At 44.3% G+C, this 15,624-nt stretch carries 16 protein-coding genes; 10 read left to right on the plus strand and 6 right to left on the minus strand.

Features of this window, described 5'->3' with window-relative positions:
* The coding region (gene pnuC / locus PLH26_RS08360; RefSeq protein ID WP_324585557.1) for a nicotinamide riboside transporter PnuC at window positions 1-524 on the plus strand (524 nt) is incomplete at its 5' end.
* Between the two features lie 13 nt (window positions 525-537).
* On the opposite strand, the gene PLH26_RS08365 is transcribed toward pnuC, so the two are convergent.
* The 3 genes from PLH26_RS08365 to PLH26_RS08375 all read right to left on the minus strand — a co-directional run bounded on the left by PLH26_RS08365 (window position 538) and on the right by PLH26_RS08375 (window position 2,918).
* Window positions 538-1,383 (minus strand): aminotransferase class IV, encoded by an 846-nt coding sequence (locus PLH26_RS08365; protein WP_324585558.1) that lies wholly within the window; start codon window positions 1,381-1,383, stop codon window positions 538-540.
* Between the two features lie 38 nt (window positions 1,384-1,421).
* Window positions 1,422-2,096, minus strand: coding sequence for a response regulator (locus tag PLH26_RS08370; RefSeq protein ID WP_324585559.1), 675 nt, complete (start codon window positions 2,094-2,096; stop codon window positions 1,422-1,424).
* 156 nt (window positions 2,097-2,252) lie between these two features.
* Complete coding sequence (locus PLH26_RS08375; RefSeq protein ID WP_324585560.1) at window positions 2,253-2,918, minus strand: response regulator; 666 nt, start codon at window positions 2,916-2,918, stop codon at window positions 2,253-2,255.
* Between the two features lie 760 nt (window positions 2,919-3,678).
* Between PLH26_RS08375 and PLH26_RS08380 the strand changes: the two genes are divergently transcribed.
* The 4 genes from PLH26_RS08380 to PLH26_RS08395 all read left to right on the plus strand — a co-directional run bounded on the left by PLH26_RS08380 (window position 3,679) and on the right by PLH26_RS08395 (window position 6,329).
* Window positions 3,679-4,059, plus strand: a complete 381-nt coding sequence (locus tag PLH26_RS08380; RefSeq protein WP_324585561.1) for a hypothetical protein — start codon at window positions 3,679-3,681, stop codon at window positions 4,057-4,059.
* Window positions 4,060-4,390: 331 nt separating this feature from the next.
* Window positions 4,391-4,765, plus strand: a complete 375-nt coding sequence (locus PLH26_RS08385; RefSeq protein WP_324585562.1) for a hypothetical protein — start codon at window positions 4,391-4,393, stop codon at window positions 4,763-4,765.
* Window positions 4,766-4,800: 35 nt separating this feature from the next.
* Window positions 4,801-5,643, plus strand: coding sequence for a sensor histidine kinase (locus PLH26_RS08390; protein WP_324585563.1), 843 nt, complete (start codon window positions 4,801-4,803; stop codon window positions 5,641-5,643).
* Window positions 5,644-5,678: 35 nt separating this feature from the next.
* The gene (locus PLH26_RS08395) at window positions 5,679-6,329 is read left to right on the plus strand and encodes a response regulator (RefSeq protein WP_324585564.1); all 651 of its coding nucleotides are present in this window, start codon (window positions 5,679-5,681) and stop codon (window positions 6,327-6,329) included.
* Window positions 6,330-6,365: 36 nt separating this feature from the next.
* Here the strand turns inward: PLH26_RS08395 and PLH26_RS08400 are convergent, their stop codons facing one another.
* Entirely contained in the window at window positions 6,366-7,007 is a 642-nt protein-coding gene (locus tag PLH26_RS08400; RefSeq protein WP_324585565.1) for an RNA polymerase sigma factor, read from the minus strand.
* Window positions 7,008-7,112: 105 nt separating this feature from the next.
* On the opposite strand from PLH26_RS08400, the gene PLH26_RS08405 reads away from it, so the two are divergent.
* The 4 genes from PLH26_RS08405 (at window position 7,113) to PLH26_RS08420 (ending at window position 10,620) form a co-directional block, all read left to right on the plus strand.
* Window positions 7,113-7,487 (plus strand): hypothetical protein, encoded by a 375-nt coding sequence (locus PLH26_RS08405; RefSeq protein ID WP_324585566.1) that lies wholly within the window; start codon window positions 7,113-7,115, stop codon window positions 7,485-7,487.
* Window positions 7,488-7,492: 5 nt separating this feature from the next.
* A complete protein-coding gene (gene folE, locus PLH26_RS08410; protein WP_324585567.1) occupies window positions 7,493-8,098 on the plus strand; it encodes a GTP cyclohydrolase I FolE in 606 nt (201 codons plus the stop codon).
* Window positions 8,099-8,321: 223 nt separating this feature from the next.
* Window positions 8,322-9,410 (plus strand): glycoside hydrolase family 95 protein, encoded by a 1,089-nt coding sequence (locus PLH26_RS08415; RefSeq protein WP_324585568.1) that lies wholly within the window; start codon window positions 8,322-8,324, stop codon window positions 9,408-9,410.
* Window positions 9,358-10,620, plus strand: a complete 1,263-nt coding sequence (locus PLH26_RS08420; RefSeq protein WP_324585569.1) for a glycosyl hydrolase family 95 catalytic domain-containing protein — start codon at window positions 9,358-9,360, stop codon at window positions 10,618-10,620. The genes PLH26_RS08415 and PLH26_RS08420 overlap by 53 nt, the downstream gene beginning before the upstream one ends.
* 4 nt (window positions 10,621-10,624) lie before the next feature.
* Here the strand turns inward: PLH26_RS08420 and PLH26_RS08425 are convergent, their stop codons facing one another.
* Together PLH26_RS08425 and PLH26_RS08430 are read right to left on the minus strand one after the other, a co-directional pair.
* Window positions 10,625-11,077 (minus strand): MFS transporter, encoded by a 453-nt coding sequence (locus tag PLH26_RS08425; protein ID WP_324585570.1) that lies wholly within the window; start codon window positions 11,075-11,077, stop codon window positions 10,625-10,627.
* A gap of 29 nt (window positions 11,078-11,106) precedes the next feature.
* Entirely contained in the window at window positions 11,107-11,382 is a 276-nt protein-coding gene (locus tag PLH26_RS08430) for a DUF4342 domain-containing protein (protein WP_324585571.1), read from the minus strand.
* A 214-nt stretch (window positions 11,383-11,596) separates the two neighbouring features.
* Between PLH26_RS08430 and PLH26_RS08435 the strand changes: the two genes are divergently transcribed.
* On the plus strand, window positions 11,597-15,427 hold the full coding sequence (locus PLH26_RS08435) for a PVC-type heme-binding CxxCH protein (protein ID WP_324585572.1): 3,831 nt from the start codon (window positions 11,597-11,599) through the stop codon (window positions 15,425-15,427).
* Window positions 15,428-15,624: the final 197 nt, after the last annotated feature.

Below are 15,624 nucleotides of genomic sequence, written 5' to 3' on the forward strand. Positions count from 1 at the left end.
CCTTTTTGCTCTACTACCAGGTACAGCTTTATCCCGATATGTTTTTACAAGCCTTCTTTTTTGTGACCAATATCATGGGGTGGTGGCGCTGGGCTAATCCCAAACCGGGAGAAGAAGACCGGAAGCGGGAACTGAAGGTAAGCTATATGAAAAAGAGGGATATCCTGTTAACCTTAATAACGGGAGCCGCCGGTACATTTATCCTGGGGAATTTCGCCAGTAACCTGCATCACTGGTTTCCTGCTGTTTTTGCAATACCCAGCGCTTATCCGTACGTTGATTCATTTATAACGGTAATGAGCATTGTAACTACATTCTATATGATTCAAAAAAAGATCGAATGCTGGGTAATATGGATACTGGTAGACCTGGTGGCCACCTGCCTTTATTTTATAAAAGGAGTAAAATTTTACAGCGTGGAATATTTCATATTTACAATTATCGCTTCGTTTGGCTTATACCACTGGATAAAAGAATACAAAAGCTATGCAGTTGCGGACGGGGCAAAACCCACAGCAAATTAAAAACGACCCGGGCTCATGTCCATTCATCCATCAGCAGGCGACGGATCTCTTTGGTGATGATGGCCGAATAGCTTTGATCCCTGAATTTACCCACAATGCGAATACCCCTTACAGCGTTGGTGAGAAATAGCTCATCGGCCGATAAAATATCATCTGCAGTTAATGGTTTTTCGTTTACAGTATAACCGGCCCCGGGAAGCTTTTGCAATAAAAATTTACGGGTAACACCCGCCACACCGCCTTCCGCCAGCGGGGGTGTGTATATCACATGATTTTTAACCCAGAAAACATTGGCCACGGTAGCATCGGCGATCCGCCCGTGCTGGTTCAGGATAAGGCAATCGCCCAATCCTTTTTGCCGCGCATACATTGCACCCATCACATAGAGCAAAAAATTATTGGATTTCACCTCAGAAAAAATGTTGCATGCCTTTGCTGCATCCGGATATATATCTATAGCAAGCCCACCATCGTCATCGGGTACAGCCGGGTATTGTTGAAAAGCCATCCCCTGTATAATATAATTAGGACGCATATCTTCCAGATCGTATATCCCGCCATCGCTGCGAAATACCACCAGTCGTATAACAGCGGCTTTTTCAATCCTGTTCTTTTTGCACAGTGATATGATATCCTCTTCAAGCTGAGCCGGGGTAAAAAATTCAGGTATATCAAATTGCAGCAATTTCATGCCCCGTAATAATCTTTCAAAGTGTAACGCTTTAAGCAGAATATTACCGTTAAGGATCCGTATGGTCTCAAATAGACCGTCGCCGTATCTGAAAGAGCGGTTATCGGGAGATATAACTGCTTTACCTTCACGAAAAAGCTGACCATTATGAACAAAATAACCGGGCATACAGCAGTACATTAAGTAAGCACGCAAAAAAGATAAAATTACTTATTCTCGATGATACCGGACTTAATAGCATATATTACCAGTCCGGCCATTGATTTTACGCCCGTTTTGGATTTGAGCTTGTCCCTTATTGCTTCAACGGTGCGTGGACTGAGATCTACCATATCCGCGATCTCTTTGGTGCTCTTTTCATCGCACATTAATTTCAATATATGCTTTTCCTTATCGCTCAATTTTACTTCTGCCGGAGCAAATGCATCTGCATTACGCTTGGTACGCAGTCCGTCAAGAAGTGCTTTATTGGTGAGCTCGTTAAAATAGTATTCGTTGGTATAACAGGTTTTGATAGCCTCGTAAATGACTTCGGAATCCGAATTTTTTGTAAGATAGGCATTGGCTCCCAGTTCCATCAACCTTGAAATCATGGAATGATCATTATGCATCGTTAGCATGATGATCCTGATCTGGGGGTATAGTTTTTTTATTTCCGGAAGCGCAGTAATCCCATCCATTACAGGCATCTGGATATCGAGCAAAATAACATCGGGCTGAAGATGTTTGAGTAAATGCAATAACTGCTGGCCATTATCTGCCTCACCTATTATACGGATATCTTTTTTAAGGCTCAGTGCTGTTTTTACGCCGGCCCGGAATAAAACATGGTCATCGGCTATAACCACGTTAAGGCTGGCTTCAGAATCCTGGATTTTCATTCAAATATTTCTTTTACTTCTTTCTTTTAAAGGCGCAGATTTGAGTACAATGCAATTTCATAACAAAAAAGGAAAACTACTATTGTATAAATACCCGATTAAATGAACCGTAAAATTACGGTTCTCTTCATTTGCCGGGCTTTGTTCCTGCAATTATCAATCAATCAGCTTATTACGCATTCCGTACATTACCAATCCGGCAATGGTTCTGGCACCTACCTTGGTTTTCATGTTTTGCCTTACGGTTTCAATGGTACGCGGGCTGAGATATACCTCTTTTGATATTTCCTCCGTTGTTTTATCTTCTGAAATTAATTTCAATATTTTTAATTCTTTTTCATTGAATCTAACGGGATTGGGATAATATTGCTTTACCTGTTTTTTATGCTGAAGCTTTAACAGAACAGCCTGGTTCACGAGATCATTGAAGTAAAAATCGTCGTTCATGCAGGTTAGTATGGCATTGTATATTTCCTCAGGATCGGTGGTTTTGGTAAGATAAGCATTGGCTCCCATTTCCATCATTTTGGATATCATTTCCTGGTCGTCGTACATGGTGAGCACAATAATCTTTATAGCTTCGTATTCTTTTCTGATCAGTGAAATGGCGTTCACTCCATCCATTTCGGGCATCCTGATGTCCATCAACAACACATCGGGCAATTTAATTTTCATTTTATGCATCAGGTCCTTTCCGTTTTCCGCTTCCCAGATTATCTTAAGATAATTCTTACCGCCCATCGCCATTTTAATGCCATCCCTGAAAATTTTATGGTCGTCTGCAATAGCTATTTTAATCTCATAATTGTTGGTTGCTGTCATGGGGATATTAAATTGGTATAAGTTACTTTTTATTAACGCCTGATACTGAATTAAATTACTTGCAAACTTCGTAAATCACAAGAATTATGCTATAGTAATTGCACTTAGTTAAAATACGGGAAGCATAATTTATTTTACGTGTTCCGCCTACGTATAACAAACAATCATTAAGTATTTACCGAAAGGAATAAAAAGAGCAAAACTGCTCTTGTAAAAAGAAAGAGACTGCCCTACATTTGTTTTGAAGTTGATTGGCGGGATTCAGCAACCTCAAATGGATCCAATGTCCTAAAACCGTCCAATAATTCATTCCAATGTCTGTGAAGAACCAAACGCAAAATCCAATGTCAATCAACTTTCATTTTTTCTAAACAACAAAATGCAGGGGTCCCGTTTCAAATCCATAACCTAAGTTTCAAAACCACCTTTTTTTCTTTTATCTCACACCGAATTGTATTTCCCGCAACAAAGGAAATCGCCTCATCGCCTGTTCTCAGCATCAGAGTTGTAAAAGACTGCATTACCTGAAAAACGACATTTTACGTTTAAAAATATAGTAAAAATACTAATTTTCAAAGGTAAAATTACCTTATTTTTTTGATCACAAACTCGTGTTTTCCCGTCAAAATTCAGTCCCCGCCTGCATTTCAGGATAAAAATTAGTTATTAACATTTTCCATACCCTTGTGAATCTGAGGGTTAGCTATCATTTTTGACATACATCAATCCTTATTTTCTTAAACCACAAAACTTTACAACTATGACAAAAAATGATGTACTCGTACAGCAAAACCAACGCCTGCACGAAAACATTGGCGAACACATTGGATTTGAGATGGGCGCCAGAATGGTAAAAGATTATTACGACAAATTTGGTGAAAACAGTTGCCACTTTGTTGGACGTAATATCATTGAAAAGATACTTGCCCAGCCCGATTGCATAGGTATAAACATGTATAAAGCCCTTAACGCCAAAGGCGAACAAACCTATGTGTTTGTTGGGGTTGATAACCGCGGTAAAGCCATCCTGGAGTATACCGTTATAAACGACAACGGAACTTTGTCTAAAGAGATCGGCATGGTAGCCAACAAGTTCCTGCCTCCCAAGCCGGGAGAAGGCTGGTTTGAATGGAGTTTTTAATTTCCCCCTATAGTTGTTATATTTGGAAAAACATACCATTATAACAACTGTACTGCGAAATATTGCTATTCTTTCTGATCTGCTGCCCTTAATCCTCTTTATTTTTTTTGCAAAGTCAAAAAAAAATATTGGGTTAAGGGTGGTTTTTTTTCTCGCCATATACAGTGTTTTCGTCAATTTCTTTATTTTATCCAACAGGCAGTTGTGGCAATATTCCTTTTTGATAGGACGGATTACAACAATTGTCGAGTTCTCGCTCTTCTCTTTATTATTTTTTAGGATAATTGAATCCAGGCTTTTTAAGAAAGGAATGATTGCCATCTCGATCCTGATGGCAGCATACCTGATTTACTCACTGGTTACCTTCTCAAAGAACTCTTTTGATTCAGTTCCGTCAGGCATTACCGCGATGGTATTTTTTATTTATTGCATTTTCTACCTTTTTGAAAGAGTAAAAGACCCTACCTCACTTTTTTTATATTCCTCGCCTGAATTCTGGGTAGTTGTTGCAATTATCATTTATTCGGCAGGTACTTTTTTCCCGTTTATTTATGCACAGAATTATATAGATAAGCCAGACTTTGAAAACGAATACAAGCTTATTCATTCTACCCTTTACATTGCAAAAAATTTGCTGTTTAGTGCAGCCATGCTTATTACCGACAAGACCATTAAATCCTCCTATCCAATGAATAAAAAAAAGTAAAATAATTTTGTCCCTAAACGCACGTTGATGAACCAATGATACTCATACAGATAACAAATCAATCCAACCCGCTGAATATTTCCGGTGTGCTGTTCTTTGGCACTATGGGGATGCTGGCTCTTGCAATAGGGTTGGTACTTTTTATTATCTTTCACCAACGCAGAGTGATCCGGTACCAGTTGCAACTGAAAGAAATGGAAGAAGAACAGCAGAAAATCCTGCTGAATGCGTCAATCAGATGGCAGGAAGAAGAGCGGCAAAGAATAGCCGCCGACCTGCATGATGATGCCGGGCCTTTGCTGGCAACAGCCCGTTTGTATCTGAATGAAAACCTCGTGAAACAGGATATCAGCACCCAGCTACAGTCTATTTACAATGCCAAACAGATCATTGATGATACCATACAGCTTATCCGCAACATTTCGCACAGCCTGATGCCGCCCACCTTAAAAAACTTCGGACTGGAATCTGCGGTAAACGATCTGTTCCAAAAGATCAGCGGTTCGGGCAGTATGAATGCCAGCAGCAGGTTTCATGATTACCGGCAGCGGTTAAGGCCGGAGCAGGAATTGCTGGTGTTCAGGGTGATACAGGAACTGGTTAATAATATTTTAAAACACAGCAATGCCAGTTTTATCCATGTTACACAAAATTATGATACCGACAAGTTCTTCATCCGGCTGCATCACGACGGAAGAGGCATTACGCAGGCCGATGTAGAAAGACTCAACAAAAGTGCCCTGGGTCTCGGCCTGAAAAATATTCAAAGCAGGGCACGGGTACTGCAGGCAAAAATTGATTTTGAGAAAGATATGTCGCAAACCTATTATAAGGTTACGCTGGAAGTTCCGGTGGAGGAATATGAAATGATTACTTAATAAGTTCATCCCATATCTTTAAAACCACGCTAAGTATGAGTATTATTAAAGTTGCCATTGCAGACGATCACAAAATATTCCGAAAAGGCGTTATCCTTTCTTTACGGCAATATACCAATATTAAATTTGTACTGGAGGCCGAAAATGGCGAGGAACTGCTCACGGGTTTGCCGGTAGCGGAGCCGGATGTTGTGCTCATGGATCTGCGTATGCCGGTTAAAGACGGTATAGAAGCAACAAAAACAATAAGCAGGCAGTATCCCGATCTTCGTGTTATTGTGCTTACCATGTATGAAGATGAAAGATTTGTATCTCACCTTATGGAAAATGGCGCCAACGGTTACCTGCTTAAAAGTGCCGATCCTGCCGAAATTAAAAAAGCCATTGTGGAAGTAATGGCCCGGGGCTACTACCTTAACAATTTCGTGAATAAAGTATTGCTGAAAAAATCGCATGCCCGCACCAAATCCATCCCTTCATTGACCAATGAAGTGGTAATAAGCGATAAGGAAAGAGAAGTGCTGCGGCTGCTGTGCATGGAATTTACAGCCACAGAAATAGCCCAAAAAATGGAGATCAGCCCCCGTACAGTGGAAGCTATAAAAGACAGGATGATGGAGAGATACAGTGTTAAAAATACCGCCGGGCTTGTATTTTTTGCAGTGAAGAATAATTTAATAGACTGAACATCCTGCTCCCGGCGCAGCTTACATTATTACAGGCTATGCTATGCTGTTCAGCACATGGTTTACCAGGCGGTCGCAGCGGGTAAGGTGAAAAGCGTACACATGTTCTTTAACTCCACTGCTCAGGGTTTGGCGCAGCATGGCCTTGGCACGGTTGAGGCGCACCTTTACATTTGGCTCTTCAATACCAAGTATATCCCCGGTTTCCTTTACAGACAGTTCTTCGATCTCCCTCAGCATAAACACAAGGCGGTATTTTTCCGGAAGCTCTGCAATTGCCGCTTCCAGCATAATCCCCAGCTCTTTATTCATCAAAATATTAGAGGGAGTTTTCATACTGCCCATATTTTCAGGGTGATATTCAATATTTGTAAGCTTTAAACGTGCTTTTTTATTTCTCTGTGCCAGGCATTCATTCATTAATATTTTTACAAGCCAGGTGCTCAATGAGGCCCTTTGCTCAAACTTATTTAAATGCTGATACGCTTTTATATATGCGTTCTGCATAGCGTCTTCCACTTCCGCATCACTGCCCAGTATAGATATTCCGACACGGAAAAGGCGCTGGTTATAACGCCGCATGATCCATTCAAAAAATTGTTTCTCTCCGGCAAGTATCCTGTCTATCAGTTCCGTATCGGAAAGCTCGGCTGGCTGCAAAGTGGCTTGATCATTCATTTGCTCATTGGATTACGCAAACAATAAAAGGTTACAATTTTTTTCAAAAATATTTTTGTAACGCTTTCGCTGCTTATGAATCTAATCGTATACAAAAACATTTTTATGTCAACGATCAATCAATTACAAAATATATTAAAAATTACGTATGGCATCGTTCCCGTGGTTGCCGGGTCAGACAAATTTACCAATCTGCTTGCAAACTGGTCCGATTACCTGGGCCGCAATGCCAGCATACTACCGGTAGATCCAATGTTGTTTATGAAAATAGTGGGAATTATAGAGATCATTGCAGGGATCATCGTACTGGTTAACCCGCTCAGGGGGGCTTACATTGTAATGATCTGGCTGATTTTCATTGCATTACAACTCATTGTCAGCGGGCAGTATTTTGACGTAGCCGTTCGCGACCTGGTAATGGCCGTTGGCGCCTATACATTGTCGCAACTCACCGCCATCAAAAATCAAAAATATAAATAATGGAAATGGAAGATATACTTGAGCAGGTTATTCCAACGCAAAATCTGTCTGCAAACGGTAAAATAAAACTTATTGCACACCACTTTGAAAAGATCATGCGCTTGCTGGGACTTGATATGGACGACGACAGTTTGAGAGAAACACCCGGCAGGGTGGCCAAAATGTATGTAAAAGAAATATTCAGCGGACTAGACCCCGCAAATGAACCACAGGTTACCCTTTTTGAAAAAAAATACAGCTACAATGAGATCATACTGGAAAAAAATATCCCTGTCTATTCTTATTGTGAACATCATTTTGTACCGATCATTGGTAAGGCGCATGTGGCTTATATTGCCAATGGTAAAATAGCAGGCTTATCTAAACTCAACAGGGTAGTCAATTATTTTTCCAGGCGTCCGCAGGTACAGGAACGTCTGACTACAGACATCGCCGATTTTTTAAAGACCAAGCTCCATACAGAAGATGTGGCCGTTATTATTGAAGCCGAACATTTGTGCATTGCTTCCCGCGGTATAAGAGATGCAGGCAGCACCACTATTACCGGCAGCTACCATGGCAGACTGGGAGCTGAGAAAAAAAGTGAGCTGATCCAACTGCTAAAACTTTGATCCGCCCAATATTATCCTGTTCCTGAAATCCACGCAACGTTAGTACATTATCCCGCCATTTTACAGTAACCAGGCGCAGAACCCATTTATCGTGCCTGGCGTTTTTGTAGCACTTCCAACACTATTGAGTGCTGTACTAATTCCATTTCTTAATCAATAGATTATTTCATTATATTGTTCCTCAAAATATTTACAAACAGGAATAATTCCCGCCTTTAAAATCATGTGCATATTATTCAAAAAATTATTGATTTTTATAACGCTTTTCTCTCAGATCCCCGGTATAGCCCAGCAGGATCTGCAATTGTGGTACAGCAATCCTGCAAAACAATGGACAGATGCTTTACCCGTTGGCAACGGCCGCCTGGGAGCCATGGTATTTGGCAAATACGATCATGAGCGCATTCAACTGAATGAAGAAAGCGTGTGGGCCGGAAGTAAGATCAACAACAACAATCCGCAGGCATCCGCACATTTGCCACAAATACAGGCTGCCCTGTTTAAAGGAGCATACAAAGATGCACTCGATCTTTCAACCCGGTACCTTGTGGGCACACCGCCAAGAGTGCGTTCTTACCAACCTCTGGGCAACCTTTTTATCAACTATGCATGGAAAGGGAAAGCGCAGCAGTATAAAAGATCCTTAACGCTCAATACAGGCATAGCGGCAACGGAATATACCATAGACGGCAATAAAATAATACAGGAAGTATATGCTTCTGCCCCTCGGGATGTTATCGTAGTAAGCATTAGGGCTACACGTCCTTTTGATACGGAATTTTTCCTTTCGCGTGAGCAGGATACGCATGAATATAAAAGCAACGAAAACATGGCCTGGTTCAACGGGCAAATTGAAGATACCGAAGATACCCTGGCAGGTCCGGGAGGAAAGCATATGCGCTTTTCAGGCGCTATGAAAATGATCCATACAGATGGAAAAGTAAGCTCACTGATAACCGACTCATCGGCAGGCTACCGGGTAAAGTCGGCCAGGAATATTGTACTGCTGGTAACGGGCGCTACCGACTACAATTTTGATAAATTAAATTTTGATGCGTCCATTGATCCGTTAGGCATCTGCAAAACAAAGCTGAACAACGCTGCCGGTTTTTCTCCGGCTGTTCTGAAGCAAATGCATGTAAGAGATCACCGGTTATTTTTTGACCGCGTAAGCTTTACGCTTGGCGAAGATAAAGATGCACTAATGGAAATTCCTACCAACGAGCGCCTGGAACGTGTAAAATCGGGGGCAACGGATCATGGCGCGCAGGCCCGGAAAACTGCCCGCGAACTTACAGCGTATCTGGAATGAATCGTATAATGCGCCCTGGAATGCCGATTTTCACACCAATATCAACCTGCAAATGAATTATTGGCCTGCCGAAACCGGTAACCTTTCTGAAACCACTTTACCCCTTGCGCATTTTGTGGAAAAACTTACCATTCCCGGTGGAGCTACCGCCAAAGAGATGTATAACGCCGGGGGCTGGACGCTGCATCATTTAACGGATGCATTTGGCAGAACCGGTGTGGCAGACGGCGTTTGGGGCGTATCGCCCATGGCCGGCCCATGGATGACATTTCCGCTGTACCGCCACTACGAATTCACCGGCGATACCGGTTATCTGCGCAATACAGCTTACCCCGTTATAAAAGGTTCTGTAGCATTTGTGCTGGATTTCCTGATCCGTTCTCCGCAGGGATACCTCGTTACCAACCCTTCCCACTCGCCCGAAAACGCTTTTTTCATTCCCGGCACCAACCGTAAAGAAAGCTCGCAATTGTGCTATGCCAGCACCATAGATATAGAGATCATTCACGGGCTGTTCAATAATTTTATCAATGCCGCCACCCTGCTCAATGTTGACGCCGACATGGTGAGTAAGGTAAAAGCCGCCCGCCAAAAGCTGCCTCCCATTAAAATCGGCGCCAACGGCACTATACAGGAATGGATAGAAGATTTTGAAGAAGTGGAGCCCGGCCACCGCCACATGTCGCATTTGCTCGGACTATACCCGCTGAACATTATATCACCGCAAACACCCGACCTCTATGCTGCCGCCAAAAAAACAATTGAACGTCGCCTGGCTAACGGTGGCGGACATACGGGATGGAGCAAGGCCTGGATCATCAATTTTTACGCCCGCCTGCAGGATGGTGAGCAATGCGGCGAACAGGTGCAATCGCTGCTGCAAAAAAGCACGCTTCCCAGCCTTTTGAGCACACATCCCCCCTTCCAGATTGATGGTAATTTTGGCGGCGCGGCAGGCATTGCCGAAATGTTGGTGCAATCGCAAAACGATGAGATACATATATTACCGGCACTTCCCTCCTCCTGGCCAAACGGAAAGATAAAGGGGCTGCGCGCAAGGGGTGGCTATACCATAGCCATGAGCTGGCGATCGGGCAGGCTAACACAGCTTATCATTACTGCCGGCAAGGCAGGAGTGCACAGCGTCCGGTATGGAGACAAAGTATGGCAGGTGCAGCTAAAGAAAGGCAATAATACTGTTGCGCTATAGTGCATTATGGTAAAGCCCCGCAGCGCCGGGTATACTGCTGTTGCAGTCCCATTAACCCGGCTGCCGCTTCCTGCCCCCGGAGTTCAGATACCATGCCGGAGTATACCAACGGGCTTACAAATGACGCAAGTCCGAAGATCAGTTGCGCCAGGATGGAATTGAACGTATAATTCTCCTTCCCGCCTGCAGTGCGGAGCACCGGATTGATGACCACCTGCAATATGGCCATACCACAGCCGATCAAAAACAATGACAATACTGCATTGAGATAATTGGGCGAAAGCGCAAGGATCAGCGATCCGAAAAATGCAACCGAAAACGCCGCCGTCATCATCTTCTTCTCGCTATACTTTTCAAGCAGCATACCCGAAGGGATAGACATTACCCCATAAGCAATAAAAAAGGCAAAAGGAAGCAAAAAGAAAAGTGCGGAAGCCCGTAAAAAGCTGGAAGCCACACGCGCTGATCCTGATAAAAAATCAGAACCTAAGCCTTGGTATCAGGCCCGTTCTCTTCTTTGGATTTTTCTTCTCTCTCCACTGTAATGGAACATTCCCCGATCAGGGCAGCCAATGCGCCTATAGCCGCAAACACGGGCGCCAGCAGAGCGCCTACCACTCCAATTGTTAATGGGAAAGACAGCAGCTCTTTCCCGGACTTATCGGAAATGGTGATCTTCCTGATATTGCCTTCAGCGATGAGCTCCTTTATTTTCTTAAGCAAATTTTCACCATGCAGGGAGAAGGTTTCTTTAGTTGTCATATAATGCCGCCATTTTGTACACGAAGTAAAGTTAAAAATTTCAATCAGTCTGCCGAATAAAGAAGTTGTGTATCTTAACAGCAGTAAAATGCCGGGCTGATCCTGGGGGAGTAAAGACCGGAAGACAATGTATATCATTTAATGCGACCATGGAAAGACGCCTGTTTCAGCGTATATATTACTTTCATTTACCTAAAAAAGATATTGACCCTGTATGAAAAAAGATCACTGGAGAATTGTTCTGGCTGTAGTGGCTTTTCATTTTATGTCCTGCGCAGGTTCCGGTCAAAAGCCTGGTGAGGAAAGTTCAGCAACCGGTAGCAGTAATCTTTTTGCAAGCCAGGATGAACAATCCGGCGCCATTTCCATTTTCAGGGAAGGTTCAGAAATACCCGTCCTGGTACAAAATGCAAAAGAAGGTTTTCGCCCCTACCTTCACCCGCTTTCTGCCCCCGATGGCAAAGGGGTGCTAACCGAATACAGCCCGGCACACCACAAACATCAGACAGGCATTTACTGGGGATTCACCCGTGTAAATGGCCGCGATTTTTTTCATAATCCCGGAAGTGATTACTGGAAAAAAGTATCAGCCTATATAACGGATAAAGAAGGAAGCGAGGTGAAATGGCAAACCGTATACGACATGCTGGATGAAAAAGGCAATACAATGCTTACCGAAACCCAAAAGTGGAGTATGCGGAATGACAGCGGGAGATTTGTGATCACGCTTGAATGGAGAGGCGAAGCCAAAACCGATATTACGATCGGTAAATATGATTATGGTGGATTGTTTATAAGAATGCCATGGAAAGAAGGCATTAAAGGTGAGGTAATAAATGGGGCAAGGCAACGCAATGAGCATGCAGAAGGACAACGTGCCACCTGGGTAGACGTGGGCATGCAGGTGGAAGGAAGGGACGACTTTGCGCATATTGCAGTATTTGATCATCCCGAAAATAAAGGTTATCCCCAGCCCTGGCGCGTAGATGGTCAACTGGGCATTGGGCCTGCGCGTTCGAGGGAAGGAGACTGGCATATAAAAAATGGCGAAACGGAAGTGATCCGCCATCAGTTGATCGTTTACACCGGTGATCTCAATGATATGAAGCTTAATGAACAGTGGGTTACATTCTCCGGCAACGGAAATCCTCTTTACGCCGGTGCCGAAATGTGGAAAATTGCACAGCAGGAAGGGCTCAAAGCCAAATTCCTGACACCTGATGAAGCTGTTAAAGTCATGACGGTCAAAGCAGGCTATAAGGTAAATGCCTGGGCTGCAGAACCACTGATGACCCAGCCTATGGCTTTTTGTTGGGACGACCGCGGGCGAATATGGATCGCGGAAAATAAAGATTATGAATCGAGGGGACACGGGTTTTCCAATTCAGGGGAAAGCCGGATACTTATTTTAGAAGATACCAACCACGATGGCAGAGCCGACACCCGGAAGGTATTCATGGAAGGCATAGCTTTTCCCGCTGCCATCGCCGTGGGATTTGACGGCGTTTTTATCGGCGCTCCCCCCAATCTTCTTTTTGTTCCCGACCGCAACCACGATGATATTGCTGATGTAAAAGACATAGAAGTGCGCCTAACGGGATGGGGTATACGCGATCGCCATGAAACACTTAACAGCCTGCATTGGGGACCTGACGGTTGGTTATATGGCTGCCAGGGATTTGCCACGCCATCCAAAGTAAGAAAACCCAAAGGAAAAGGCAGGCTGTATAAACACAAAGATCCTTTTCCGGAAAATATCCTTGAAGGAGAAGGGGCCGACATCAATGGAGGCGTATGGCGCTATCATCCAACCAAAGATAAATTTGAGGTAGTTGCCCATGGATTCAGTAATCCCTGGGGAATTGATTATGACGCCAAAGGACAGTTGTTCATCAGCGCCTGCGTGATCCCGCACATGTGGCATGTAATTCCCGGCGGCATTTACCACCGCCAGGGCGGGCAGCATTTTAACCCTTATGTATATGACGATATCAAAACAATAACCAACCACAGCCACAGGTCTGCCCACGGCGGCGCACGCATTTATCAATCCGATGCATTCCCGGCATCCCAAAAGGGAAGGATCTTTATGGCCAATATTCACGAACATGCTGTTCTTTCCGACATACTGGAACGGCAGGGTTCGGGTTTCGTGGCAAGTCATGGCGATGATTTTATGATGGCTAACAATGCACAATGGGTTGGCTTCAGCATGGAAGTTGGTCCCGACGGAGGCCTGTATGTTCTTGACTGGCATGACGCTGATATATGCGGACAACAGGTGTTGAACAGTGAAACAGGCCGCATATTCAGGATCGTTCCCGAGCGATCGGGAGCAGTGAACTGGCCGGGCAGGTATTCGGATCTTACCAAAATGAGCGATAAGGAACTGGCAGCGCTTCAAATCAGTAAGAGCGACTGGCATGCCCGCCGCGCAAGGGTTATACTGCAAGGCAGGGCTGCTGAGGGAAAACTGGATGCAGCAGCATACAGCCTGCTGCGCGAGATCTACCAGCTAAACCCGGATACCGACCTGCGCTTGAAAGCCATGTGGGCCCTGCATGTAACAAAAGGACTAAACTCCGGTATGCTCTTAAAGGCGCTTGCAGACAAAGATGAATATATCCGCGCCTGGGCAATACAACTGTTATGCGAAGATCGCTCCCCTGCTGCTGAAGCTGCCGATCAATTTATTGCAATGGCTGCAGGAGACCATTCCTCTGTTGTGAGGCTTTACCTGGCCTCGGCCATGCAGCGGCTTTCAAAAAACATAAGCTGGAAAATAGCAGCCGAACTGGTAAAGCATCCGGAAGATATCAGTGATCACAATCTTCCGAAAATGATCTGGTACGGATTTGAACCATTGGCTGAAGATGAACCGGCACGGGCATTACAGGTTGCATCCGGGTCAGCTATTCCGATGATCGCACGGTATACTGCACGTCGTGCCGTAGATGGCGGAGCAATGAATGACCTCGTTAAAACAATAGCAACCCAACCCAAAACCCTTGGCAGCTTGCTGGAAGGAATGCTGAACGGAATGGAGGGCCGCACGGACCTGAAACCACCGGCTGCATGGCAGGAGGTATATGCGGCGTTAAAAAAGCGAAATGACCATACCACACAACTGGCGACTGAAATTGCCGGGCTTTTCGGTGACACGGAAGCGGCGCAGCGATCATTGGCAACACTCAAAAATAAAAATGCCGGGATTGAACCGAGAAAAAAAGCATTACAGGCGCTTACCGCCCAGCAACGAAAAGAACTGTTACCCGAATTGCCCGGATTGCTGGAAGAATCAGCATTGCGCACGGACGTTATAAGATCCATTGCAGCCTTTGATGAGAAGAGCCTCGGGTCCCTGCTGATCAAAAAATATAAAAATTTCAACGAGGCGGAAAAAGCTTCCACTATTCAAACACTTTCTTCCCGTCCGGTATACGGATGGATACTTACCCAGGCGCTTAAAGAAAATACAGTGCCCAAAAGAGATGTATCTGCCAATGAAGCGAGGCAGTTGCGCAGGGTGGTGGGAAGTGGCTTTGTGGAAGTGTGGGGGCCTATTGATGACAAGCCCAGAGACGATAAAGAATATGCGAAATATAAAAACCTTTTAAGCAGTCGGCCGGCAAAAAACGCCGATTTGAATAATGGCAGCAAATTGTTTATGAGAACCTGCGGGAGCTGCCATACAATGTACGGACAGGGTGGTAAAATAGGTCCCGATCTTACGGGTTCAAACCGGTCTGATATTGATTATCTCCTCTTCAACATACTAAATCCCAGCGAAGAGATCCAGGACGCTTATAAGATGGTAGTGATCACCACCCGCGACGGGAGAACCTATTCAGGGAACCTGGTGGGAGAAAATGAGCGCCAGGTAACCATGCGTGTGGTAGGACAGAATGATGTGGTGATCAATAAATCTTCTATCCAGTCTAAAGAAGTTACCCCCGTTTCCATGATGCCCCAGGGATTATTGCACACATTAACGGATAAGGAAACCATTGACCTGCTGTCGTACCTGCAGAAAGCAGGCAAATAGAATAAAAATGATATTAGTTCAGTAAACAGGTAACTTTTTCAGGTCATTGCCGGTTTGGGTCATTTTTAAAAAACTTTTTGGGAAGAAGGCAAAAATCATATCTTTGCCGTCCCCAAAAATGAGGTAGCAATACCAAAGTTTGAGGATCGGTAGTTCAGTTGGTTAGAATGCCGCCCTGTCACGGCGGAGGTCGCGGG

The organism is Agriterribacter sp. (assembly GCF_035444585.1).
Taxonomy (GTDB): Bacteria; Bacteroidota; Bacteroidia; order Chitinophagales; family Chitinophagaceae; genus Agriterribacter.

Excerpts from the sequence above, each read along its gene's own strand:
- PLH26_RS08420 (WP_324585569.1), top strand. The coding sequence starts at position 9,358 with ATGGCGCGCAGGCCCGGAAAACTGCCCGCGAACTTACAGCGTATCTGG.
- PLH26_RS08435 (WP_324585572.1), top strand. The coding sequence starts at position 11,597 with ATGAAAAAAGATCACTGGAGAATTGTTCTGGCTGTAGTGGCTTTTCAT.
- PLH26_RS08405 (WP_324585566.1), top strand. The coding sequence starts at position 7,113 with ATGTCAACGATCAATCAATTACAAAATATATTAAAAATTACGTATGGC.
- PLH26_RS08415 (WP_324585568.1), top strand. The coding sequence starts at position 8,322 with ATGTGCATATTATTCAAAAAATTATTGATTTTTATAACGCTTTTCTCT.
- PLH26_RS08380 (WP_324585561.1), top strand. The coding sequence starts at position 3,679 with ATGACAAAAAATGATGTACTCGTACAGCAAAACCAACGCCTGCACGAA.
- folE (WP_324585567.1), top strand. The coding sequence starts at position 7,493 with ATGGAAGATATACTTGAGCAGGTTATTCCAACGCAAAATCTGTCTGCA.
- PLH26_RS08430 (WP_324585571.1), bottom strand. The coding sequence starts at position 11,382 with ATGACAACTAAAGAAACCTTCTCCCTGCATGGTGAAAATTTGCTTAAG.
- PLH26_RS08385 (WP_324585562.1), top strand. The coding sequence starts at position 4,391 with ATGGCAGCATACCTGATTTACTCACTGGTTACCTTCTCAAAGAACTCT.
- PLH26_RS08365 (WP_324585558.1), bottom strand. The coding sequence starts at position 1,383 with ATGCCCGGTTATTTTGTTCATAATGGTCAGCTTTTTCGTGAAGGTAAA.
- PLH26_RS08395 (WP_324585564.1), top strand. The coding sequence starts at position 5,679 with ATGAGTATTATTAAAGTTGCCATTGCAGACGATCACAAAATATTCCGA.
- PLH26_RS08375 (WP_324585560.1), bottom strand. The coding sequence starts at position 2,918 with ATGACAGCAACCAACAATTATGAGATTAAAATAGCTATTGCAGACGAC.
- PLH26_RS08390 (WP_324585563.1), top strand. The coding sequence starts at position 4,801 with ATGATACTCATACAGATAACAAATCAATCCAACCCGCTGAATATTTCC.
- PLH26_RS08400 (WP_324585565.1), bottom strand. The coding sequence starts at position 7,007 with ATGAATGATCAAGCCACTTTGCAGCCAGCCGAGCTTTCCGATACGGAA.
- PLH26_RS08370 (WP_324585559.1), bottom strand. The coding sequence starts at position 2,096 with ATGAAAATCCAGGATTCTGAAGCCAGCCTTAACGTGGTTATAGCCGAT.